The sequence below is a fragment of the Phytobacter cepae genome, assembly GCF_054165735.1.
The window spans coordinates 3,439,232-3,461,341 of the sequence record NZ_CM135107.1 but is presented as its reverse complement, the minus strand read 5'-3'; the positions used below and the strand labels follow the sequence as shown (position 1 = coordinate 3,461,341).

Below are 22,110 nucleotides of genomic sequence, written 5' to 3'. Positions count from 1 at the left end.
ATGAAAACATTTAATATTGTATTAGTCGGTGGCGGTTCCACATGGACACCGGGATTATTAAAAGCCCTCTGCAAACTCAAAGAGCGTCTGCCATTAAAAAAACTGGTGATGTTCGATGTGAATGAAGAGCGCCAGGCCGTTATTGGCGAATATGCCAAAGTGCTTTTCCGTGAAGAGTATCCGGAGCTGGAATTTGTTTATACCGGGGATGAGAACGTGGCTTTCACCGATATGGATTTCATCTTCTGTCAGATGCGTACCGGCGGCTATGCGATGCGCGAGAAGGATGAAAAAATCCCACTGAGCCTGGGCGTGATCGGCCAGGAAACCTGTGGCGCCGGTGGGTTTGCCTACGGTATGCGTTCCATTCGCGACATGATTGCATTAGTGGAAAAAGTGCGTGCGCGTTCGCCGCGAGCGTGGATCCTGAACTACACCAACCCGGCGGCGATTGTGGCCGATGCGTTGAATAAACGTTTTCCCGACGACGATCGCATCCTCAATATCTGCGATCAGCCGGTAAACCTGCTGCGCTCCTATGGGCGTTTGTTAAACCGCGACCCGGCAACGTTTGATCCGGTCTATTTCGGGCTTAACCACTTCGGCTGGTTTACCCACTTGTATGACGAGAATGGCCACGATCTGGCACCGGAGCTAAAAGCGTACATCGCGAAGAACGGCTTTATTCCGGCGGATGCCGAGCAGCGCGACCAGTCCTGGCTTGATACCTACGCCGCAGTGGCGGATATGCTGCGTGACTTCCCGGATTATCTGCCCAACACCTATCTGCAATATTATCTCTACCCGGAGTACAAGTTCTCCAAACTGGACCCGAACTTTACCCGCGCCAACGAGGTGATAAACGGTCGTGAAAAACGGGTATTTGATGAGTGCCGAACCGCGGTCGCCGAAGGAACCACCCGTAACGTCCATGTGGTGCACAATGATGCCCACGGCGACATGATTGTTGAGCTGGCGGAAGCTATCGCCTTCAATCTGAAGAAAAAGTTCATCGTGATGGTGCCAAATAACGGTCTGGTAGAGAATCTGGATGACGACGTAATGGTAGAGCTGACGGCGGAAGTGGGCAGCAACGGTCCGCGTCCATACGGGGTGGGGAAAATCCCGACCTTCTATAAAGGGATGATCGAGCAGCAGTTTGCCTACGAGCGCCTGACGGTGGAGGCCTGGTTTGAGGGGTCGTATACCAAAGCGTTACAGGCACTGACGCTGAACCGCACGATTATTGATGCGAAGAAGGCACGCAAGGTGTTGGATGCGTTGATTGAGGCGAACAGGGAGTATTGGCCGGAATTGAAATAGGATGCCCAACGCCAGGCGTTGCATTCTGGCAGAGAATCTTTTTGTTGTGTGGAATTGTTCCGTTCACTTTAGGTTTGGTGTTTCCGGGGTGCTTCTTCACACGTGAACGTGCAAGGGAAGCTCGCCGCCGCTTCCCTTGCATCCCAGGCTCCCGGCTCCGAAAATCGCCGCTTCGCGGTCCATGACGCTTATGCCGTCTGACTTTCGGGTCGGGGACCAGCCTGCATCCCTGCAGGCTATCCCCTCCGCCCGCATCCCTGCGTGCGGCCCCGGTCAGCCGTCAACGCCTCATCGATTTTCAGCCGGACCAGCAAACCCTCGCTGCAAGATAGTGCATCAAAGAAGATTTTTTTGCTTTTAACCCTGCGCAAAGAGGGTCAGGTGTGGTGGGTCCGGCTGAAAATTGGCGACGTGTTTACGTAAGGCCGGGGGAACCCGCAGGGATGCGGGTTCAGGGCGTGAGTTACATGGATGTAACGTCTCGCCCGACCCGATAGCCTGAAGGAAAAAGCGGAGCGGACCGCGAAGCGGCAATTTTCCTGGCCGGGAGCCTGGATTGTTAAGGAGGCGGCGGAGAGCCTCCTTAACACGTTCACGGGTAATGAGACTTCAGATGAACAATGAACTTAAAGTGAACGGAACAATACCACCGAGCGAAAATGCGCTTTCAGGTGTACAGAGCCATTCCATCGAGCAAACAGATTTCTTCTACACTAAGACTCCCCCCATTTTTTCGATCCCCTTTCCAGAACCAGAAAAAGCATTACCCCTGAAACGCAAAAAAGTGCCACAATAGTGTCTGTTTATACAGTGTTTCAGGTTTGCCGATGGCCCTCACCGCTGCGCTAAAAGCGCAAATTGCCGCCTGGTATAAGGCGTTGCAACAACAGATCCCGGATTTTATTCCTCGAGCCCCGCAGCGGCAGATGATTGCCGATGTGGCGAAAACGCTCGCCGGAGACGAAGGGCGGCATCTGGCGATCGAAGCGCCCACCGGCGTCGGTAAGACGCTCTCGTATCTGATTCCCGGCATTGCGATTGCCCGGGAAGAGCAGAAAACGCTGGTAGTCAGCACCGCTAACGTCGCCCTGCAGGATCAGATCTTCAGTAAAGATTTGCCCCTGCTGCGCAAAATCATCCCCGATTTACGCTTCACCGCCGCCTTTGGACGCGGACGTTATGTCTGCCCGCGTAATCTGGCCGCGTTGTCGAGTACCGATCCTACCCAACAGGATCTGCTGGCCTTTCTGGAAGATGAGCTGACGCCGAATAATCAGGAAGAGCAAAAGCTCTGTGCAAAGCTGAAAGGATCGCTGGATAGCTATAAATGGGACGGCCTTCGCGACCATACCGACCAGCCCATCAGCGACGATCTCTGGCGCCGTCTGAGCACGGACAAAGCCAGTTGTCTGAACCGCAACTGCCATTACTATCGCGAATGCCCCTTCTTTGTGGCGCGTCGTGAAATTCAGGAAGCGGAGGTGGTTGTCGCGAACCATGCGCTGGTCATGGCCGCGCTGGAAAGTGAAGCGGTGCTCCCCGAGCCTAAAAATCTGCTGTTGGTGCTCGATGAAGGCCATCACCTGCCCGAGGTTGCCCGTGATGCGCTGGAGATGAGTGCCGAAATCACCGCGCCCTGGTTTCGCCTGCAGCTCGATCTGTTCAGCAAGCTGGTGGCGACCTGCCTTGAACAGTTCCGGCCGAAAACCACGCCGCCGCTGGCGAACCCGGAACGTTTCAATGCTCACAATGAAGAGCTTTACGAGCTTATCGCCTCGCTGAACACTATTCTGGATCTCTATCTTCCGGCGGGTCAGGAAGCGGAACATCGCTTTACCATGGGAGAACTGCCGGAAGAGGTGATGGTGATTTGCCAGCGGTTAGCCAAACTCACCGAGATGCTGCGTGGACTCGCGGAGCTGTTCCTTAACGATCTCAGCGAGAAAACGGGCACCCATGACATCGTGCGTCTGCACCGGGTACTGTTGCAAATGAACCGGGCGCTGGGCATGTTCGAGTCCCAGAGTAAGCTCTGGCGGCTGGCTTCTATGGCGCAGGCCTCAGGGGCACCGGTCTCAAAATGGGCGACGCGCGACGTGCGCGACGGCCAGATACACCTCTTCTTCCACTGCGTGGGGATCCGCGTCAGCGATCAGCTGGAAAAACTGCTCTGGCGCAGCGTGCCGCATATTGTTGTCACTTCCGCGACCCTGCGATCGCTGAATAGCTTTTCACGCCTGCAGGAGATGAGCGGTCTGAGAGAAAAAGCGGGCGATCGCTTTGTGGCGCTGGACTCGCCGTTCAATCACGTTGAGCAGGGCAAAATCCTCATCCCGCAGATGCGTCATGCGCCGCTGATGGAAAACGAAGCGGAACACCTCGCTGAAATGGCGGCTTACTTCCGTGAACAGGTGGAGAGTAAAGCGCATTCGGGCATGCTGGTCCTGTTCGCCAGCCAGCGGGCAATGCAGCTCTTTTTGACCTTCGTGACGGATTTACGCCTGCTCCTGCTGGTGCAGGGCGATCAACCGCGTTACCGACTGGTGGAACTGCACCGTAAACGCATTGACGAGGGTGAGCGCAGCGTACTGGTGGGTTTACAGTCCTTCGCTGAAGGGTTGGATCTCAAAGGCGATTACCTGACGCAAGTGCACATTCATAAAATCGCTTTTCCACCCATTGATAGCCCGGTAGTCATCACCGAAGGCGAGTGGTTAAAAAGCCTCAACCGTTACCCCTTTGAAGTGCAGAGCCTGCCAAGCGCCTCTTTTACATTGATACAACAGGTGGGGCGCTTAATCCGTAGCCACAGCTGCCGCGGCGAGGTGGTGATTTACGACAATCGCTTACTGAGCAAAAGCTACGGTAAACGGCTGCTCGACGCGCTGCCGGTTTTTCCTATTTCACAACCTGATGTACCAGACGTTATAGTGAAGAAACCAAAGCAAAGCCGCCGTAAGCGCCGCTGAAAATGTGAGTCAGTGAGGAGTGTCGATGGATTACCGCAAAATCATTAAAGAGATTGGCCGGGGAAAAAACCACGCCCGCGATCTGGATTTTGACACCGCCCGTGGATTGTATTCCCGTATGTTGAGCGGCGATGTCCCGGATCTGGAACTGGGCGGCATCCTGCTGGCCCTGCGAATTAAGGGTGAAGGCGAAGCGGAAATGCTCGGCTTTTATGAAGCGATGCAGCAGCAGACTATCCGCCTGACGCCGCCTGTGGCAAAACCAATGCCGATTGTCATTCCTACCTATAACGGCGCGCGGAAACAGGCGAACCTGACGCCACTGCTGGCAATCCTGCTCAATAAACTGGGGTTTCCGGTGCTCGTTCATGGGGTGAGCGTCGATCCTACCCGCGTGGTCAGTGAAACCATCTTCGCCATGCTCGGGATTGAGGCTACGCTCCATGCCGGTCAGGCACAGGCGAAACTTGAGGGTCACCAGCCGGTGTTTATGCCAGTCAGTGCGCTCTGCCCGCCACTGGAGAAACAGCTTTCACTACGCTGGGTTATGGGCGTGCGTAACAGTGCTCATACCCTGGCAAAACTGGCTACCCCGTTCGAGAAAGCGGCCGCCCTGCGTCTTTCCAGTGTCTCTCACCCCGAATATGTTGCACGAGTCGGTAAATTTTTTGCCGATATCGGTGGTCGTGGTCTGTTGATGCACGGCACGGAAGGGGAGGTGTATGCCAACCCGCAGCGCTGCCCGCAAATCAATTTGATTGATGCTGAGGGTTCACGCGTGCTCTTTGAACGTCAGGATGCCCAGGCGCAGGCGGTGTTACCGACAGCGAAGGATCCGGAAACGACAGCGCGCTGGATTGAGCACTGCCTGTCCGGGCGCGAACCCATACCGGAATCGCTGAAAATCCAGATGGCATGTTGTTTAGTGGCGACGGGGGAGTGCGAGTCTCTGGATATCGCTCTGGCGCACATTGCGCAAAGCTTCTGATCGAGAGGAAAAAAAAAGCCCGTCTCATCACTGGACGGGCCAAAAAAGGGTAACAACAACAGGGTCAATGAGGGGTGGAGCATCCGTCAGAGGGTAAGCTAACGGGGTAAATCAGTTTCGGTTACTTGTAGATAACCGCGGTGCCGCTCAGCTTGTTGCTGGTATTCGCGGAGGTGATGCTATAACCGGTTGCGCCAGCCGCAGCCGCTTTCTCAGCCAGTTGCGCTTCCAGACCGTCCAGCGTCGTTGCGCCGTCCGCAGAAACCACACCAATTTTGTTCATACCCTGCGCCTGTGCTGGGTTAATGGCTTGTGCCGCGAAGGCGCCAAAGGACAGGGTGGAAAGGGCAATAGCAGCTACAGCATATTTGATGGTTTTCATGGTTAATCTCTCGCAGGTTATTCTGTTTAGGGGACGATGTTCCGTCGATGTGATAAGTATCACAGTATTTAACGAGCAAGAAAATCTAAGAGAATTGACGACCTTGTTTAAAAAAATTGAACAATAAATAAGTCAATGAATTTAATGTGATTTATTTATGCGGTATATGCATTTTGCCGTTGCGCTGCGTGGCGACAATTTTTTCGGCACAGATTGCTACTTTTTATTGCGGTAACTGTGCGCACAAACGAAACCGCTTGCGCTGAATTCAGAGGTAAAGAACAGTCAACGAAGCTGGCTATCTTTCGATCCTCTGCGATTATATCCTGCATGTGTAGAGTTATGTAAATCTTTCTGCTGCTGGCATTGCAGACAGAAACGCACGCCCGGTATTGCTTTGCGGCGTGCTTCTGGAATCGGCTCGCCACACTCTGCACACTCCTTCAGGCTTTCTCCTTTCGGCAGATCGTTACGCGCGCGTGCGACCGCATCTTCAATGGTGCTGTCGATCTGATCCTGTACTGCACCGTCATTTGCCCAACCGGAAGCCATCATCATCACCTTATACGTTGATCATTCATAAGATGAATATTGCGTATATTTTGGTCATTTCAAGCGCCGGACGTAAAAAAGCCCGCAACCGGTGCGGGCTAGCGAAACGGCAAAGGGTTAGCGATCGTCCGGGCGACGCATGTCGAAGCGCTGGGCCTCGGTAATGGTGTAATAGGCTGTCGGGCCACCGGCACGCAAAATGGGCTGGGCTTTTGCCGTCTGGTAAATGCCGTTCTCCAGCAAAGATTCATCAATATGAATCGCAACGGCTTCACCCAGCACCAGCCAACTGTCCAGCGCTTCACCGTTGGCTTTGGTAAGCTGGATGCACTGTGACAAACGGCACTCAAAATGCACCGGGCTTTGTGCCACACGCGGTGCTTTAACCAGACGGCTGGCAAGCGGCGTCAGGTTGCCAAATGCAAACTCATCTTCCCCATGCGGCAGGGACGCTGAGGTCTCATTCATACGCTCGGCAAGCGGACGGGTGGCAAGGTTCCAGACAAATTCTTTTGTTTCAACGATATTGCGCACGCTGTCTTTCCAGCCGCTACTGGCGAAGCCAATAATCGGTGGGCGATAATTAAAGCAGTTAAAGAAGCTGTAGGGGGCCAGATTTTGCTGGCCGCTGCCGTTTACCGAGGAAATCCAGCCGATAGGGCGAGGGCCAATAATGGCATTCAGTGGGTCGTGCGGCAGGCCGTGGCCCTGAGCGGGTTCATAAAAATACATGGTGATTCCCTGAATGATGAGAGTTTCTTTAACCTCACTTATTTACCCTGCCGCCGTCAACGGGTATCTTACGCCGCTGCCAACAGGAGAATGCCATGAACGCCCAGAAGCCGGGTTTGCACCCACGTAACCGCCATCACAGCCGCTATGATCTCGACACACTCTGCGAGAAGACCCCGTCATTGCGCGACTTTATTACGACTAACCCGGCGGGAGAACCCACGGTTAACTTTGCTGACCCTCAGGCAGTAAAAGCCCTTAACAAGGCGCTGTTGGCCCATTTCTATGGGGTTAACGAGTGGGATATTCCGGCGGGCTTTTTATGCCCGCCCGTTCCCGGTCGTGCGGACTATATTCACCATCTGGCGGACTTGCTGGCAGAGAATAACGACGGAACCGTGCCTTCACAGGCCAGCATTCTGGATGTCGGCACCGGCGCGAACTGTATCTATCCGCTGATTGGCGTTCACGAATATGGCTGGCGTTTTACCGGCAGTGAAGTGAGTCAGGAAGCGCTAACCAGTGCGCTGGCTATCGTTAACGCCAACCCTGGGCTGACCCGTGCCATTCGTCTGCGTCGTCAAAAAGATTCCACACTGATTCTGCCCGGCATTATTCATAAAAATGAGTTCTTTGATGCCACCCTCTGTAACCCTCCGTTCCATAACAGCGCCGAAGCCGCAGCAGAAGGCGGTGCGCGTAAGCGTCACAATCTGGGTCTGAGTAAAGACAGCGAAGCTAACTTTGGTGGCCAGCAGCAGGAATTGTGGTGTGAAGGCGGGGAAGTGGCGTTTATCAGTAAAATGATTGATGAAAGCAAACAGTTTGCCCGGCAGGTTATGTGGTTCAGTTCACTGGTTTCCCGTGGCGACAACCTGCCGCTGTTGTACCGTGCGTTAACCGAGGCCGGTGCTGTCAAAGTGGTGAAAAAAGAGATGGCGCAAGGGCAGAAACAGAGCCGTTTTATCGCCTGGACCTTCATGGATGACGCCCAACGCAAACGCTGGGCGAGCACCCGTTTTAAAGGCTAAGGTTACAACGTCGGTTCCGCAGGCGGTTGCGGTAAGGTCACTGCCTGCTGCTGAGCACCTGGCGTGGGCAGCATTTGATAGGTTTGCACCGGCGGACGCACGTCTGCCAGGTCGAAATGCTTTTTCACCATGCTGTCGAGGGCAAAGCGCACCGACCACTGTTTCAACGGCAGCGTAGTAAAGGTCACACGGATCGTGAACGCCGTATTGGTGAGGCCCACGATCCCCACGAAGGTGGGCTCGCCGATGATCAACCCGCGAATATCTTCCATTTCCATTAATTCTGTCACCGCGTCGGCCAGGGCTTTTTTTGCCTTCTCCGCATCTTCATGACGATCAACATCATAGTTGGCGACGACCGAACCAATACCGCGAACAAAGTTGGCAAAAGTGGTTATCGATGACCAGGGAATGATGTGATAAGCCCCGGTATCCTGCCGTACGCCTACCGAGCGTATCGACATCCGCTCCACCGTCCCGGTTAACGGACCAATTGTTACCAGGTCGCCGGTATTCATGCCGTTTTCAAACTGGATGAAAATACCGGTGATGATATCTTTCACCAGGGTTTGCGAACCAAAGGAAATGGCTAACCCCAGCGCCCCGGCCCCCGCCAGCAATGGCGCGATATTCACGCCAATCTCCGAGAGCACAATCATGATGGTGATGGTACTGATGACAACCGCCAGCGCGTTGCGGAATAACGTAAGCAACGTGCGGGTACGCGCACTGGGGAGCGGACGACCGTGCACATCGAGCGCCAGACGGTTTTCGATGAGGCTCGCCAGCAGCGTCCAGCCCACCGCCGAGAAGAAGAGGATAAGCGCAATGCGAATCAGGATATCGACCGCTTTTTCTCCCGCTCCGTAAGTCAGCCAGGACCAGAAATCGAACAAACCCCAGGCGCTCAGTAGCAACAGCACGGTGACGCAGACCACAAGGATGCGTGCAGCTTTTAATGCGGTGGAGAGCCAGCCGTTAAGGCGTTTTTGTAGCTCCGGGTAATTGCGCTGGGTTTCCACAGAGAGGGTGATGGTTTTGGTTATCCAGCGTGACAGCATACCGGAGAGGAAAGCGGCAATACTGAGGATAGCCAGACTGCTCACCGACGCGCCCATCATAAATTTCAGGCTGTTGCCGGGGTCGAACAGCGAGAAGAAGAACAGCACAATAAAATAGGCGCTGGCGAGCCAGTGCCACACGACGGCAAAGGCCCGTATAAACAAGCTAAAGAAGGCCAGTGAACGATCGGCAAGGGTGTTGAGATTACGCTGTATGGCTTTTTTATTATGGAAAATCAGGTACAACGCCCAGATAGTGATAAAGAGCATGATGATGACATTCGCCAGCGCACCCACCTGAACGTTCACCTGATTAGAGATGATAGGCACAGCAACCAACAGTCCGTAACCGATCAGGCTGCTCAGCGCGCTCAGGCGCAGGTGCCAGTAGCGGGCAGTCTCATCGCTAATGCGAAAGGGGCGCAGCTCAGGGATCCGTGGGCAAAACACCAGCCGGAGAATGGCTTTAAAAAACTCAATCAGGGCAAACGCATTCAGGAACAAGCTTTGCTGAAAGGCAATGGTGCGGTTGCCGTTATTGAGGTTTGCGCTGAGTACCTGTCCGACAAACAGCGTCAGCGCCAGCAGCAGTAAATCGATAATGAACGCGCCAATAATCATCGACGGAAGCTGAAGCCAGTTATGCTTTTCACGATTTTTATGCCGTCCCCACTGACCCATTTTACGGTACAACGGCATCGCCGCCAGCCGCACCAGGAACCAGAAGGCAAAGACCAGCCCGGCTAACACCAGAAACCAGGTCGCCGCCGTGTAAAAAGTTTGCGCATTAAAGGCCTTATGCGGCGAGCCGGTAATATTACGATAGAGCTGGGCAAAGCGTGACGAGAGCGCCTCTCCATAATAGCCGCTGACCTCGGTGACTTTTTCCAGCACCGTTTTTTGTTCAGCTATCGCAGGGGGAGTAATAAGCGGGACGGGCTCTTGCGGCGGTGTGGTGGCAACTTTACGTAACTGGTCGATGAGCTCCTGACGGGATTGTTCATTATCCAGTACGTCTGCAAGTGCTGCATAGGCCGCTTTTTTTTGCTCGACGTCCGGTTCAGGGGTGGCAGCGGGGGTTTCTGTACTTGTTGCGCCGGTGGTGACCCCCGGAATGGCAACGGCCTGCACTGACGAACAGAACAGGCTGGCGAGCAGCAGCAGGATCCACGGCACGGTGTTCTCCATTAAAAACAGTAGCAAAATGATAAGTATAGATGGCAAGCAGGGCAGGGGAGGATTTGGGAAAATTCTGGCGTAAAAAAGCCGGGCGAACCCGGCTTAGCGTGCGATCGGCAAAAATCAGGAGACGTGCTGCAGGAACTCTTGCAGACGCGGGCTCGGCGGATTTTCAATCAATGCTTGCGGATTACCATCTTCGGCAATGCGCCCTTTATCAATAAAAATCAGGCGGGAAGCCACTTTCTCAGCAAAGCCAATTTCGTGGGTGACGATAACCATGGTCATCCCTTCTTCGGCCAGATCCTGCATGACTTTCAGAACTTCATGACGCAGTTCCGGGTCAAGCGCGGAAGTCGGCTCATCAAACAGCATCATTTTAGGCTTCACCGCCAGCGCACGGGCGATGGCCACACGCTGTTGCTGACCACCGGAAAGCTCAGAAGGGTAGTGATGGGCGCGCTCCGCAAGGCCGACTTTAGCCAGCAGCTCTTTTGCCAGTTTCTCCGCATCCGCTTTTTTGGCGCCACGGACACGCAGCGGGCCAAACATCACGTTTTCCAGCGCGGTCAGGTGTGGGAACAGATAAAACTGCTGGAACACCATGCCCGCTTCCTGGCGGATAAGGCGATCGTCCACCTTCGGGTCATTAACCTTCAAACCATCAACAATCAGCTCACCGCTGGTGATCTCTTCCAGCTTGTTAATGCAGCGCAGCAGCGTGGATTTACCGGAGCCGGATGGGCCGATAATCACGACGACTTCGCCCTGAGTGATGTTCAGGTCGATATTGTGCAGCACCTGAGTTTGCCCAAAGTGCTTGGAGACATTCTTAAATTCAATCACAGGATTTTCATCCTTCTTTCAAGGCGGCGCAGAACAAAGCTCAGTACCAGCGTAATAATCAGATAAACAACGGCTACGGCGCTCCAGATTTCCAGCGCACGGAAGTTACCCGCGATGATCTCCTGGCCCTGACGGGTCAGCTCAGCCACCCCGATCACGATAAACAGCGAGGTATCTTTGATGCTGATGATCCACTGGTTACCCAGCGGCGGCAGCATACGGCGCAATGCCAGCGGCAGGATCACGTGGCGAATGGTTTCACCGCGGGATAACCCCAGGGCCAGCCCCGCTTCACGAAAACCTTTATGAATAGAGAGAACGGCACCGCGGGTAATTTCTGCGATGTAGGCACCGGAGTTGATCATAATAGTGACCACTGCGGCGCTAAACGGGTCGATACGTAAATCGTTGAATGCCATCGGCAGGGCGAAGTAGATAAACATCACCTGAACAACAATCGGGGTACCGCGAATGACTTCGATAAAGACGAGGGCGATATGGTTGGCGATCCAACCGCCGAAGGTGCGTGCGAAACCTGCCGCTAAACCAATAATCAGGCCGCCAACTAAGCCAAGGACCGAGATCCAAAGCGTCATTTTGGCACCTTCAATCAGAAGCGGAATGGCGGGCCAGATGGCACTCCAGTCAAACTGCATGATGAATTCCTGTAAACCGTGGTGGAGATATACAAACACCCATAGCGCCGGGAAACTGGCCTACGGGTGATAAAAATCAGCGTGATTAAGCCCGCTAAGCATAACGTTACCGGGCGAGAACCACGCTAAGACAACATTCTTATTTAGGCTCGGTACCGAACCATTTTTTATAAATTTCGTTGTAAGTGCCGTTATCACGCAGCGTTTTCAGCGCGCCGTTCACTTTGTTGCGCAGATCATCGCTACCTTTCGGGAAGGCAATACCATACTGCTGCGCTTCCAAGGAATCGCCAACTGCTTTGAACTGGCCTTTGCCCGCGGTCTTAATGAAGTAAAGAATGTTAGGCGTGTCATGCAGAACGGCGTCAGCACGGTTGGTGCCCAGTTCCATGTAGGCGTTATCGATGTTCGGGAACTGACGCAGATCTTTGGTTTTGATATTGGCTTTTGCGTAGTCAACGGAACCGGTGCCGCTCTTCACTGCAACCACTTTACCATCGAGATCTTTCACGCTTTTTACGTCGTTATTGTTGGTTTTCACCATCACCAGCAGACCGCTTTTGTAGTAGCCGTCAGAGAAATCGACCGCTTTTTTACGTTCTTCGGTAATGGTGATGCCAGCCAGAGCCAGGTCAACGTTTTTGGTCTGCAATGCCGGGATGATACCGCTGAAGTCCATCGGCTTCAGTTCATAGTCCAGCTTCAGCTCTTTGGCCACGGCGGCCCACAGGTCAACGTCAAAACCGACGTACTTGTCGCCTTGTTTAAATTCGAAAGGAACGAATGCGGTGTCAGTCGCGACAACTAATTTATCTGCGGCCTGGGAAGAAACAGCGAAAGCAAGAGCGAGTGTAGCCAGGGAAAGTTTGAATACAGACTTCATAGTTTTTCCTTTTATATCCACGGGGCAATCCCCTGCGAGAACGTACGCAGTATGAAAAAATCGTGCCAGGTTTACAACCCGTTGTTTTGTAAAGAGGCGGGATTCTGAAATCGCACTATAATGGCTGCCTGCGACATGCATTGCACCAAATTGGGGCTTTGTGCTGGTGCATGCGCATGGCTTGCACATCCTGATGGCAATTTAGCGCGGAAAATCGCCGCTTAACAATCTTTTCATAACAATTTTGTGAAGTGATGATAACAGGAGGGGCGGATTTCAGGCAGGAAAGAAAAAGGAAGTGCACCATAAAAGTGCAAAACCCCTCTACGCAGGGCGCAGAGGGGTCATGTTAACTGCTTATAGATTATTCGATGTTAGATTCAATAAACCACAGGAACTGATCCAGGTCGCGGGACGCAGCGGTGAAAATGTCCGCCGTATCTTCGTCTTTCGCTTCACCAATCGCTTTACGTACATCGTTTGCCACCACCGCGTAGCGGTCAGCCAGCTCTTTCAGGTGGTCCTGCACGCTATGGATGTCCAGCGGATAGCTTTTCAGTGCGGTTTTGCTGTTAATGACCTGCGTGGTCCCGAGCGCCACACCACCCAACTGTACGGCACGCTCTGCCATCGTATCGAGGTGATTTACCAGCGCAGTACGGAAGCCATCCAGCATTTCGTGAACGGCAATGAAGTTTGCGCCACGCATGTTCCAGTGGGCCTGTTTAGTAATCAGTGACAGGTCAATGAACTGGACCACCTGGCGATTCAGCAACTCAATGGTCGCCTTCTTGTCGCTGTCCGATACATCGTTACGGGTATAAAGCAGATTAGACGCTTTCGTTTTTACCAGTTTAGCGGTACTCATAATCTCATATCCTCTTGATGTTAGTGTCCAGGTAATGACTGGGATTAAGTATAGCACCAGATTTCAGAGTGATAATTTGAATATACCTATCGGTCCAATAGTAGGAATATGCCTAATACAATCAAGGATGCTGAATAATAATTATTATCAAGCTGGCGGGCAGGTTTTAATTCATTAACAGTAAGAAACATATTTTAACCATTAATAGAGACAGAGAGCAGCAAGAGATATTTTTACGAGGCGGGCGATTTACCAGATTATTCAGCATGATTGCAATAACCATGCTGAATAATAACCGTTACCCAATGTCTACTTTTTCAACTTTGCTCTCTTTGCGCAGCGTAAGCGTTGAGCCAATCGACGCGATGACGATGCACATTAATGCCATAGTTTGTTGAAGATTAAGGGTTTCTCCCAAAAAAACCATACCTGATATTGCCGCCAGTGCCGGTTCCATACTCATCAGCGTGCCGAACGTGCGCGTAGGAATACGGGTCAGGGCAATCATTTCCAGTGAATAGGGAAGGGCGGTTGACAATATGGCAACGGCAATGCCCAGCGGCAAAATAGACCAGTGCCATAATAACTCTCCCGCCTGCAGCGCACCTAATGGCACAAAAACAATCGCGGCAATTAATGAACCGAGCGCAACGGTCGCGGGGCCGTGATCTTCACCTGCTTTCTGGCCAGTAATAATATACACCGCCCAACATGCGCCAGCGCCTAATGCATAAGCGGCACCGGTTAAATCAACATGGGAAACATCGTCACCTAATGGTAATAAATACCACAGGCCCAGAACAGCCAGCACGACCCACAGGAAATCAATGGCGCGACGCGAACCAAACAGAGCAACAGAGAGGGGACCCACAAACTCCAGCGCCACCGCTATCCCCAGCGGAACCGTCTGCAGTGAGAGATAAAATAAGTAATTCATGGCGCCCAGCGACAGACCATAAAGCACCAGCGGCAAACGCTGTTCACGGGTAAACCTCAGCCGCCAGGGTTTGAAAATCACCACCAGAATCACCGTGCCAAGCGCAATACGCAGCGCCGTTACACCCGGTGCACCCACGAGGGGAAACAGCGATTTCGCCAGCGAAGCACCGCCCTGAATGGAACACATCGCCACTAACAGAACCACTATGGGTAGCCATACCGGCATTTTACGAGATAACCCAGGCATCCTTTCTCCCGTCAATTTGTGTCAAAAGAAGTAAAAGAGTGAGTCTACTTGAATAAGCCCCGGCTGGTTGAGGCTTTGTTGAAAATCACCGGTAAAATCCAGGTACAATAGAACACATCTGGTGGTTAATTAACCTGTTGGATTAGGAATAATCTGGATGAACATATTGTGATGGAACCTTCATAATGGCACGTTCTTTGGCAAAACGACTGTTTAATGAAAGAGTTAGTAAGTCGAGGAAATGTTCTGTTACATCATAGGTCCGGTTAGACATCGTTAATCCCAAAGAGTTTCTTAACAACTTTTGATATATTTAAAACTTAGGATTTACTTGAAGCACATTTGAGGTGGTTATGAAAAAAATTGCATGTCTTTCAGCACTGGCCGCTGTTCTGGCCGTTTCCGTAGGTACTGCTTCCGCTGCAACTTCTACCGTTACCGGTGGTTATGCTCAGAGCGACGCGCAGGGCGTACAAAACAAAATGAACGGTTTCAACCTGAAATACCGTTATGAAGATGATAGCAGCCCGCTGGGTGTGATTGGTTCTTTCACTTACACTGAGAAAGATCGTTTCGAAGACGGCACTTACAATAAAGGCCAGTACTACGGTGTTACCGCAGGTCCGGCATTCCGTCTGAACGACTGGGCAAGCATCTACGGTGTGGTGGGTGTAGGCTACGGTAAATTCCAGCAGTCTGAAGATCAGGTTAAAACTGCAAGCAACAGCGACTACGGTTTCTCCTACGGCGCAGGTATGCAGTTCAACCCAATGGAAAACGTTGCACTGGACTTCTCTTACGAGCAGTCTCGTATTCGTAACGTTGACGTTGGCACCTGGATCGCAGGCGTCGGCTACCGTTTCTAATTCGGTAAGCAATAAAAAATCCGCCTTGATGGCGGATTTTTTTTATCTGCAATACGCGTACAACTTAGCGATTACGTGTTTCGAAAATATCCGTCGCCAGGCGGCTGTAGTCAATTTTCTGTAACTTAAAGTTGGTAACGTAGACTGGCCCGGCTTTTTTCTCAGACATAAACGGGTACGCATTTTTAATCTCTTTCGCACTGATCCCTGTCCACTGTGAGAAGAAGCTCAGGAAATCATTAGCGGAGCGCCGCGCTTTAATCACCCGATGCGTTTTATCGTCGCTCGAAATCACCATGAACGGCACCTGGAAGTTCTGCTGGAACTTGTCGTCATGCGCCAGATACTGCACCTCTTTACCCCGCTCTCTGAAGGTCAATCCATGATCGGAAAAATAGGTAATGGAGAAGCTCTCTCCGCTGTTATTTAACTGCGAATAGAGTTTGCCAAGCAACTCGTCCGTTGCGGTGATGGAGTAGAGGTAGCACGAGGTCTCTTTCGACTGCACAAACTCATTGTATTTGTCGCCCGAACGTTCACAGGTTGAGGGGTGAGAACCCATCAGATGCAAAACGATCAGCTGCGGCTGCGTACGGTGCGTGGAAAGGACCTGAGACGTCATCTTCAACAAATCTTCGTCACGGGTATTTTTATCCGCTTCAAAGTCGCCTTTTTTCAGGAACTGCACTTCGTCAGCGCGTTTTGCGATGCTGGCGATGGCCGTATCGTACTCACCAATCTGGCCCTGGTTGGAGAACCACCAGGTCTGAAAGCCGGCACGGTTCGCGAGGGTGACGAAATTATTCTGATATTCCGGTTTGTCATTGACCACCCGGTTGAGAGTCAACCCAAGGGATTTTTGCGTTGAGCCGCTGGCCGAAATGTAATCCATAAAGAAAGTCCCGTTAGCCTGGCTGGCAAACGGCGTGTTATTCCAGTGGCCCCCAAACGCGCCAACGGCATCGCGGCGCACGCTCTCGCCAATCACCACAACGTAGGTGTGATACTTCGGTTTCACCGCGATCACGTTCCAGGAATCTTTCATGTTGGCAAGCTGAGCCATGCTGGCCTGCTCGTCAATCACACCCTGATTATTGACCACCACATCGCGCACAAAGCGCAGCACCGGAATACCGGTGTCGCGCAGATGCACATCGTAGCCACGGAAATAGTTTTGCACCGGCCCGACAAAATAACAGCCGACACAGAAAACGGCGGCAAGAGAGTCCCATTTTGTCCATGCCACCTTATGTTCCGTCTTACGACGGATCGACACCACGCCGAGGCCAAAAATGATCAACCCAATGGCGTAGTGATACCACGGGAATATTTTCAGAATTTCCGTGGACTCTTCCATATTGGTCGAGTGTAACGCCAGCAGGGTATTAAAGTTTGGCGCGCCATAGGCCTGACCAAACGGATAATAAGAGGCGGCGACCAGCGAGAAGATGCCGACCAGCACTTTTTGCGTGCGCGGCGCATGTCGCCACATCACCCACATAAAGCAGGTCAGCACCACCGCATACAGCACGCTGAATTCGTAGCCGAGGGCGTGATTAATCAGGATGGATTGTAAAAAGTAGAAGCCTGTCCACGGGCTTAGCGCTTGCCCACGGGAGACAAGAGGTTCTTTGATTATTAGGCTCATAGTCACTATCACGAAAACGCCATGTGAACACCCTGGCGTGAGGGTCAATACCTGCCGGACAGTGCGTGGAGAGGGGAGTGGTCCACTTCTGCGAGCCGCAATTTGTGCAGGGCTGCGCAAAGATAAATTGAGCGGCGATGAAGGTCAACACCTGCTAAGGGATTGTTTTGGGAGGAACGCAGCAAATTGCGAAAATAAGGGATAATTAGGGTCGGTGAGGCCAAGTATAACGGGGAATTATGACAAAAAAAATGAAGCGGCGTACCGCGACGCCGCGTTAGTGAGCAGACGTATCGTCTGATTTTGGTTTGCCGTTAATGATGTCGCACAACATGTTCAGCAGCATCAAACGCACTTTGAAGGGGGAGTGACTAAACACGCTCATACACCTCTTAAATTCATTCATGATGGCCTCCTTACTTCTCGATTTCGGCCTGCCCGTTCGTTAAAGCAGCGAACGTTATACATACAGATATAGCATAGGCTATATTGTATAGCTACGGCTAATACGTTAATTTTTTGTGCTGCTTCACGTTTAGTTTACAATGAGCGCTCTCTTATGATGCGGACGTCGCGTCACACCTCAGAGGAAGCACAATGAACCGTCGCGCAGGTAAGCAAACAATAAAAAAAGTGACGCTGGTAAATGTTGAAGAGCATGTCGAAGGATTTCGTCAGGTCCGTGAAGCGCATCGCCGCGAACTGATCGATGATTATGTCGAACTGATTTCTGATTTGATTCACGAAGTGGGGGAAGCCCGTCAGGTTGATATGGCTGCCCGTCTGGGCGTGTCCCAGCCGACGGTCGCCAAGATGTTAAAGCGCCTGGCAACGGTGGGGTTGATTGAACAGATCCCGTGGCGCGGGGTATTCCTGACGCCGGAAGGCGAAAAGCTGGCGCAGGCCAGCCGCGAGCGCCATCAAATTGTTGAAAGTTTCCTGCTGGTGCTGGGCATCAGCCCGGATACCGCCCGTCGCGATGCGGAAGGCATGGAGCATCATGTCAGTGAGGAGACGCTGGAGCGTTTTCGCCTCTTTACGCAACAACACGGGTCACCCTCTGAATGAGCCTGCCGTTTTTTCGTGCGCTACTGCGCGATCGCTTCCTGCATCTCCTGCTTCTGATTGGGATCGTGCTGTGCTTTGCCGTTCCCTTTGCGCCGGAAAAATGGCCCGCTGCCATTGACTGGCACACGATTATTACCCTGAGCGGGTTAATGCTCCTCACCAAAGGCGTTGAGTTAAGCGGCTATTTCGATGTACTTGGGCGGCGGATGGTGCGCCGTTTTCACAGCGAACGCCAGTTGGGCATGTTTATGGTGCTGGCGGCTGCGCTGCTCTCCACCTTCCTGACCAACGATGTGGCACTGTTTATCGTGGTGCCGCTGACCATTACCCTTAAAAAGCTCTGCGAAATTCCGGTTAACCGGCTGATCATTTTTGAAGCGCTGGCCGTCAACGCCGGTTCTCTGTTGACCCCGATAGGGAATCCACAAAACATTTTGTTGTGGGGGCGCTCCGGCAGTTCGTTCCTGGCCTTTATCGGCCAGATGGCCCCGCTGGCCCTGGCGATGATGCTCTCACTGCTGTTCCTCTGCTGGTTCTGTTTCTCAAACACGGCGCTGCGTTACCATAGCGGCGCTAAAAACCCCGACTGGCAGCCTCGCCTGGTGTGGGCCTGCCTGGCTTTTTACCTGGTTTTTATTACCGCACTTGAACTGAAGCAGGAACTCTGGGGGCTGGGACTGGTGGCGGCAGGCTTTATTGTGCTTGCCCGTCGCGTGGTGCTGAGCGTCGACTGGACGTTGCTGCTGGTGTTTACGGCGATGTTCATTGATGTGCATCTGCTGATTCAGCTGCCGGTGCTACATAACATATTGAGTGCCACCAGCCAGCTCTCACCGCCAGGGTTGTGGCTAACCGCTATCGGCCTGTCGCAATTCATCAGTAATGTGCCTGCCACCATCCTGCTGCTCAACTATGTTCAGCCGGATACCTTGCTTGCCTGGGCGGTTAACGTTGGGGGGTTTGGTTTGCTGCCGGGGTCGCTGGCAAATTTGATTGCGTTACGTATGGCTAACGATCGCCGCATCTGGTGGCGTTTCCACCTCTATTCCCTTCCCATGCTGGTCTGGGCCGCGCTGGTGGGTTACGGATTACTTCTTCTCAGATAGTGCTGATTTGTCAGTTTATCCTGGCAAATGTATAGCAAGCTTCTAACTTTAGTAAACGGCGTAACTGTGACGCCGTTCACTGACAGGATTGTTGCGAGCTATGGCAGACACTACTACTTCGCCTGAAAACGGGCAGCAAAAAGAAGAGACAACTCCCCGTAAGCGTCCGGGTAAAAAACCGCTCATTATATTGGGTATCGTGGTTATCGTGATGGTCATCGTCGCACTGGTCTGGTGGATGATGACCCGTAACCAGGAGACCACCGACGATGCCTTTACCGACGGTGACGCGGTGACCATTGCGCCGAAAGTCGCCGGTTACGTGACCGACCTGCGGGTCAAAGATAACCAGCAGGTCAAGAAAGGCGATCTGTTGCTGGTGATTGACCCGCGTGATGCCACGGCCCAGCGCGATCAGGCCCAGGCGCAACTGGGGCTGGCCGAGGCGCAGCTTCACCAGGCCCAGGCGCAGCTTGACCTCTCCAAAGTACAATATCCGGCACAGCGCGATGAAGCGCGAGCGCAGGTCCTGAAGGCGCAAGCCGATCTCGCCAACGCCCAGGCGGCTTACAAACGCCAGCGCGGCGTTGACCCGCGCGCTACCACCCAGCAGAACATCGACAGCGCGAATGCGCAATTGCGTAGCGCCCAGGCCCAGCTTGCCAGCGCGCAGGCCCAGCTTGAAGTGGCCGATCAGGTTCAGTTGCAGGTGCGACAACAGGAAACCAACGTCGAAGCGCGCCAGCGTCAGGTCGACCAGGCCAGAGCCCAGCTTGAAACCGCGGAACTCAATCTTTCCTGGACCGAAGTTCGTGCGCCCTTTGACGGCTTTGTCACCAAACGCAACGTGCAAACCGGCACCCTGGTGCAGGCCGGAACGGCGCTCTTTTCGCTGGTGTCGCCGCAGATTTGGGTGACCGCCAATTTCAAAGAGTCACAGCTGGAGCGGATGCGCCCCGGCAACAAAGTAACGGTGACGGTCGATGCCTGGCCGGACATGGAGCTGGAAGGACATATCGACAGCATCCAGCAGGGCAGTGGCTCGAAGTTCTCGGCCTTCCCGTCGGAAAATGCCACCGGCAACTTCGTGAAAATCGTACAGCGTGTGCCGGTGAAAATTGTCATCGACAAAGGGCTGGATGCGAGTCGTCCGCTGCCGCTCGGCCTCTCTGTTGAACCTAAGGTCACCCTGGAATGACAGAGACCAGCCATGAAAACTGGCGCCCGGCCAGTAATCCCTGGACGGTCGCGTGGGTCGTGACGCTGGCGGTGTTTATGGAAATTCTCGACACCACCATCGTCAACGTTGCGCTCCCCCACGTCGCCGGTTCGCTTTCGGCCAGCTATGACGAATCGACCTGGGTGCTGACCAGCTATCTGGTGGCAAACGGCATCGTGCTGCCCATCTCCGCGTTTCTGAGCCGGGTCTTTGGTCGCAAGCAGTTCTTTCTGATCTGCATTGTGATGTTTACCGTCTGCTCCTTCTTATGCGGCATCGCCACGGAACTCTGGCAAATCATTCTGTTCCGAATTTTACAGGGCTTTTTTGGCGGCGGCTTGCAGCCAACTCAGCAGTCGGTATTGCTGGACTACTTCAAACCGGAAGACAGGGGTAAAGCCTTTGGCCTGTCATCCATCGCCATCATCGTTGCACCGGTACTGGGCCCAACCCTCGGCGGCTGGATAACGGATAACTATTCCTGGCGCTGGGTCTTCTTTATCAATATCCCGGTCGGGATAGTCACCGTGCTGGCGATTTATCATCTGCTGGAAGACCCGCCCTGGGAACGTAAATCAGAAGAGAAACTCTCTGTTGACTGGACCGGGATCAGCCTGATTGCCCTGGGCCTCGGCTGCCTGCAGGTGATGCTCGACAGGGGCGAAGACGAGGACTGGTTTGCCTCCGATTTCACCCGTACCTTTGCCGTTCTGACGCTTATCGGGATTATTGGCGCCATTTACTGGCTGCTTTACGCCAAAAAACCGGTCGTGGATCTGCGCTGTATGGCGGATAAAAACTTTGCCGTGTCCAGCCTGCTGATGGCCGGGATGGCGATGATTCTGTACGGCAGCTCGGTGGTTATTCCCCAACTGGCGCAACAGGATTTGGGTTATACCGCCACCTGGTCCGGGCTGGTGCTCTCGCCGGGGGCGGTGCTTATCGTGCTGACGATCCCGCTGGTGCTCAAACTGATGCCGCTCGTGCAGACACGCTGGATAATTGCCTTCGGCTTTTTCTGCCTTGGCGCCTCGTTCTGGTGGTCACGCACCTTGACGCCCAATATCGACTTTGAAACCCTTGTGTTGTTCCGTAGCGCCCAGTCGATAGGGTTGGGGTTCCTGTTCGTGCCGCTCACCACCATTGCCTTTATTACTATCCCAAGGCAGCTCAACGCCGATGCGGCCGCGCTGTTTACCATGTTCCGAAACGTAGCAGGGTCCATTGGCATTTCGCTCTCTACGGCGGCGATTACCGAGCGTTCGCAGGCGCACAGTGCGCATCTTTCCACCCATGCCTCGCCGCTCAACGAGCAGTTCCAGCTCGCCCTGCGCGAGTCGGCAGAAGCGATACGCAATTTCACCGCCATTACCGGCGATGCACTCAATACCGCAACCGGGCAGATGTACAAAACCATGATAGCCCAGGCGCGTTTTCTGGCTTACATCGACGTGTTCACACTGCTCGCGGTCGTGGCGTTTTTACTGATTCCATTTTGTTTACTGCTTTCGCCAATCAAGAGCGAAGGCAGCGCAGGAGCACATTAA

The 22,110-nt window shown here is 53.2% G+C and carries 21 protein-coding genes; 10 read left to right on the top strand and 11 right to left on the bottom strand.

Going from position 1 to position 22,110, the window contains the following annotated elements; translation table 11 throughout:
* The 4 genes from ACUY4Q_RS16235 (at position 1) to ybiB (ending at position 5,280) form a co-directional block, all read left to right on the top strand.
* On the top strand, positions 1–1,323 hold the full coding sequence (locus tag ACUY4Q_RS16235; RefSeq protein WP_458043763.1) for a 6-phospho-alpha-glucosidase: 1,323 nt from the start codon (positions 1–3) through the stop codon (positions 1,321–1,323).
* Positions 1,324–1,936: 613 nt separating this feature from the next.
* Positions 1,937–2,119: a hypothetical protein gene (locus tag ACUY4Q_RS16230; RefSeq protein ID WP_458043762.1), complete on the top strand. Its 183-nt coding sequence runs from the start codon at positions 1,937–1,939 to the stop codon at positions 2,117–2,119.
* Positions 2,120–2,150: 31 nt separating this feature from the next.
* Positions 2,151–4,292 carry an ATP-dependent DNA helicase DinG gene (gene dinG, locus ACUY4Q_RS16225; protein WP_458043761.1) on the top strand — a complete coding sequence of 714 codons (2,142 nt, stop codon included), beginning with the start codon at positions 2,151–2,153 and terminating at the stop codon, positions 4,290–4,292.
* 25 nt (positions 4,293–4,317) lie between these two features.
* Positions 4,318–5,280 carry a DNA-binding protein YbiB gene (gene ybiB, locus ACUY4Q_RS16220; RefSeq protein ID WP_458043760.1) on the top strand — a complete coding sequence of 321 codons (963 nt, stop codon included), beginning with the start codon at positions 4,318–4,320 and terminating at the stop codon, positions 5,278–5,280.
* Positions 5,281–5,401: 121 nt separating this feature from the next.
* Here the strand turns inward: ybiB and ybiJ are convergent, their stop codons facing one another.
* From ybiJ to ACUY4Q_RS16205, 3 genes are all read right to left on the bottom strand, one after another.
* Positions 5,402–5,662 carry a DUF1471 family protein YbiJ gene (gene ybiJ, locus ACUY4Q_RS16215; RefSeq protein WP_458043759.1) on the bottom strand — a complete coding sequence of 87 codons (261 nt, stop codon included), beginning with the start codon at positions 5,660–5,662 and terminating at the stop codon, positions 5,402–5,404.
* A gap of 285 nt (positions 5,663–5,947) precedes the next feature.
* The gene (locus ACUY4Q_RS16210) at positions 5,948–6,214 is read right to left on the bottom strand and encodes a DksA/TraR family C4-type zinc finger protein (protein ID WP_458047365.1); all 267 of its coding nucleotides are present in this window, start codon (positions 6,212–6,214) and stop codon (positions 5,948–5,950) included.
* A 117-nt stretch (positions 6,215–6,331) separates the two neighbouring features.
* Complete coding sequence (locus ACUY4Q_RS16205; RefSeq protein WP_458043758.1) at positions 6,332–6,946, bottom strand: flavin reductase family protein; 615 nt, start codon at positions 6,944–6,946, stop codon at positions 6,332–6,334.
* Positions 6,947–7,041: 95 nt separating this feature from the next.
* On the opposite strand from ACUY4Q_RS16205, the gene rlmF reads away from it, so the two are divergent.
* Entirely contained in the window at positions 7,042–7,977 is a 936-nt protein-coding gene (gene rlmF / locus ACUY4Q_RS16200) for a 23S rRNA (adenine(1618)-N(6))-methyltransferase RlmF (protein WP_458043757.1), read from the top strand.
* Positions 7,978–7,979: 2 nt separating this feature from the next.
* Here rlmF and ybiO read toward each other — a convergent pair whose 3' ends face one another.
* The 6 genes from ybiO to rhtA form a co-directional block, all read right to left on the bottom strand.
* Complete coding sequence (ybiO, locus tag ACUY4Q_RS16195; RefSeq protein ID WP_458043756.1) at positions 7,980–10,214, bottom strand: mechanosensitive channel protein; 2,235 nt, start codon at positions 10,212–10,214, stop codon at positions 7,980–7,982.
* Between the two features lie 126 nt (positions 10,215–10,340).
* Positions 10,341–11,063: a glutamine ABC transporter ATP-binding protein GlnQ gene (glnQ, locus tag ACUY4Q_RS16190; protein ID WP_458043755.1), complete on the bottom strand. Its 723-nt coding sequence runs from the start codon at positions 11,061–11,063 to the stop codon at positions 10,341–10,343.
* A complete protein-coding gene (gene glnP, locus ACUY4Q_RS16185) occupies positions 11,060–11,719 on the bottom strand; it encodes a glutamine ABC transporter permease GlnP (protein WP_458043754.1) in 660 nt (219 codons plus the stop codon). Before glnP ends, glnQ begins: the two co-directional genes overlap by 4 nt.
* Positions 11,720–11,858: 139 nt before the next feature.
* The gene (gene glnH / locus ACUY4Q_RS16180) at positions 11,859–12,602 is read right to left on the bottom strand and encodes a glutamine ABC transporter substrate-binding protein GlnH (RefSeq protein WP_458043753.1); all 744 of its coding nucleotides are present in this window, start codon (positions 12,600–12,602) and stop codon (positions 11,859–11,861) included.
* A gap of 364 nt (positions 12,603–12,966) precedes the next feature.
* Positions 12,967–13,470 (bottom strand): DNA starvation/stationary phase protection protein Dps, encoded by a 504-nt coding sequence (gene dps, locus ACUY4Q_RS16175; protein WP_458043752.1) that lies wholly within the window; start codon positions 13,468–13,470, stop codon positions 12,967–12,969.
* 298 nt (positions 13,471–13,768) lie between these two features.
* A complete protein-coding gene (rhtA, locus tag ACUY4Q_RS16170) occupies positions 13,769–14,656 on the bottom strand; it encodes a threonine/homoserine exporter RhtA (protein WP_458043751.1) in 888 nt (295 codons plus the stop codon).
* A 353-nt stretch (positions 14,657–15,009) separates the two neighbouring features.
* On the opposite strand from rhtA, the gene ompX reads away from it, so the two are divergent.
* Positions 15,010–15,522 (top strand): outer membrane protein OmpX, encoded by a 513-nt coding sequence (gene ompX / locus ACUY4Q_RS16165; protein WP_458043750.1) that lies wholly within the window; start codon positions 15,010–15,012, stop codon positions 15,520–15,522.
* Between the two features lie 64 nt (positions 15,523–15,586).
* Here the strand turns inward: ompX and ACUY4Q_RS16160 are convergent, their stop codons facing one another.
* Both ACUY4Q_RS16160 and mntS read right to left on the bottom strand, forming a co-directional pair.
* Positions 15,587–17,170 (bottom strand): phosphoethanolamine transferase, encoded by a 1,584-nt coding sequence (locus ACUY4Q_RS16160; protein WP_458043749.1) that lies wholly within the window; start codon positions 17,168–17,170, stop codon positions 15,587–15,589.
* Positions 17,171–17,447: 277 nt separating this feature from the next.
* A complete protein-coding gene (gene mntS / locus ACUY4Q_RS16155; RefSeq protein ID WP_458043748.1) occupies positions 17,448–17,576 on the bottom strand; it encodes a manganase accumulation protein MntS in 129 nt (42 codons plus the stop codon).
* Positions 17,577–17,767: 191 nt separating this feature from the next.
* Here mntS and mntR point away from each other — a divergent pair, with 191 nt between their 5' ends.
* The 4 genes from mntR (at position 17,768) to ACUY4Q_RS16135 (ending at position 22,110) form a co-directional block, all read left to right on the top strand.
* Positions 17,768–18,238, top strand: a complete 471-nt coding sequence (gene mntR / locus ACUY4Q_RS16150) for a manganese-binding transcriptional regulator MntR (RefSeq protein ID WP_458043747.1) — start codon at positions 17,768–17,770, stop codon at positions 18,236–18,238.
* Positions 18,235–19,344 carry an anion transporter gene (locus ACUY4Q_RS16145; protein ID WP_458043746.1) on the top strand — a complete coding sequence of 370 codons (1,110 nt, stop codon included), beginning with the start codon at positions 18,235–18,237 and terminating at the stop codon, positions 19,342–19,344. The genes mntR and ACUY4Q_RS16145 overlap by 4 nt, the downstream gene beginning before the upstream one ends.
* Before the next feature lie 100 nt (positions 19,345–19,444).
* A complete protein-coding gene (locus tag ACUY4Q_RS16140) occupies positions 19,445–20,542 on the top strand; it encodes an HlyD family secretion protein (RefSeq protein ID WP_458043745.1) in 1,098 nt (365 codons plus the stop codon).
* A complete protein-coding gene (locus ACUY4Q_RS16135) occupies positions 20,539–22,110 on the top strand; it encodes a DHA2 family efflux MFS transporter permease subunit (protein WP_458043744.1) in 1,572 nt (523 codons plus the stop codon). Before ACUY4Q_RS16140 ends, ACUY4Q_RS16135 begins: the two co-directional genes overlap by 4 nt.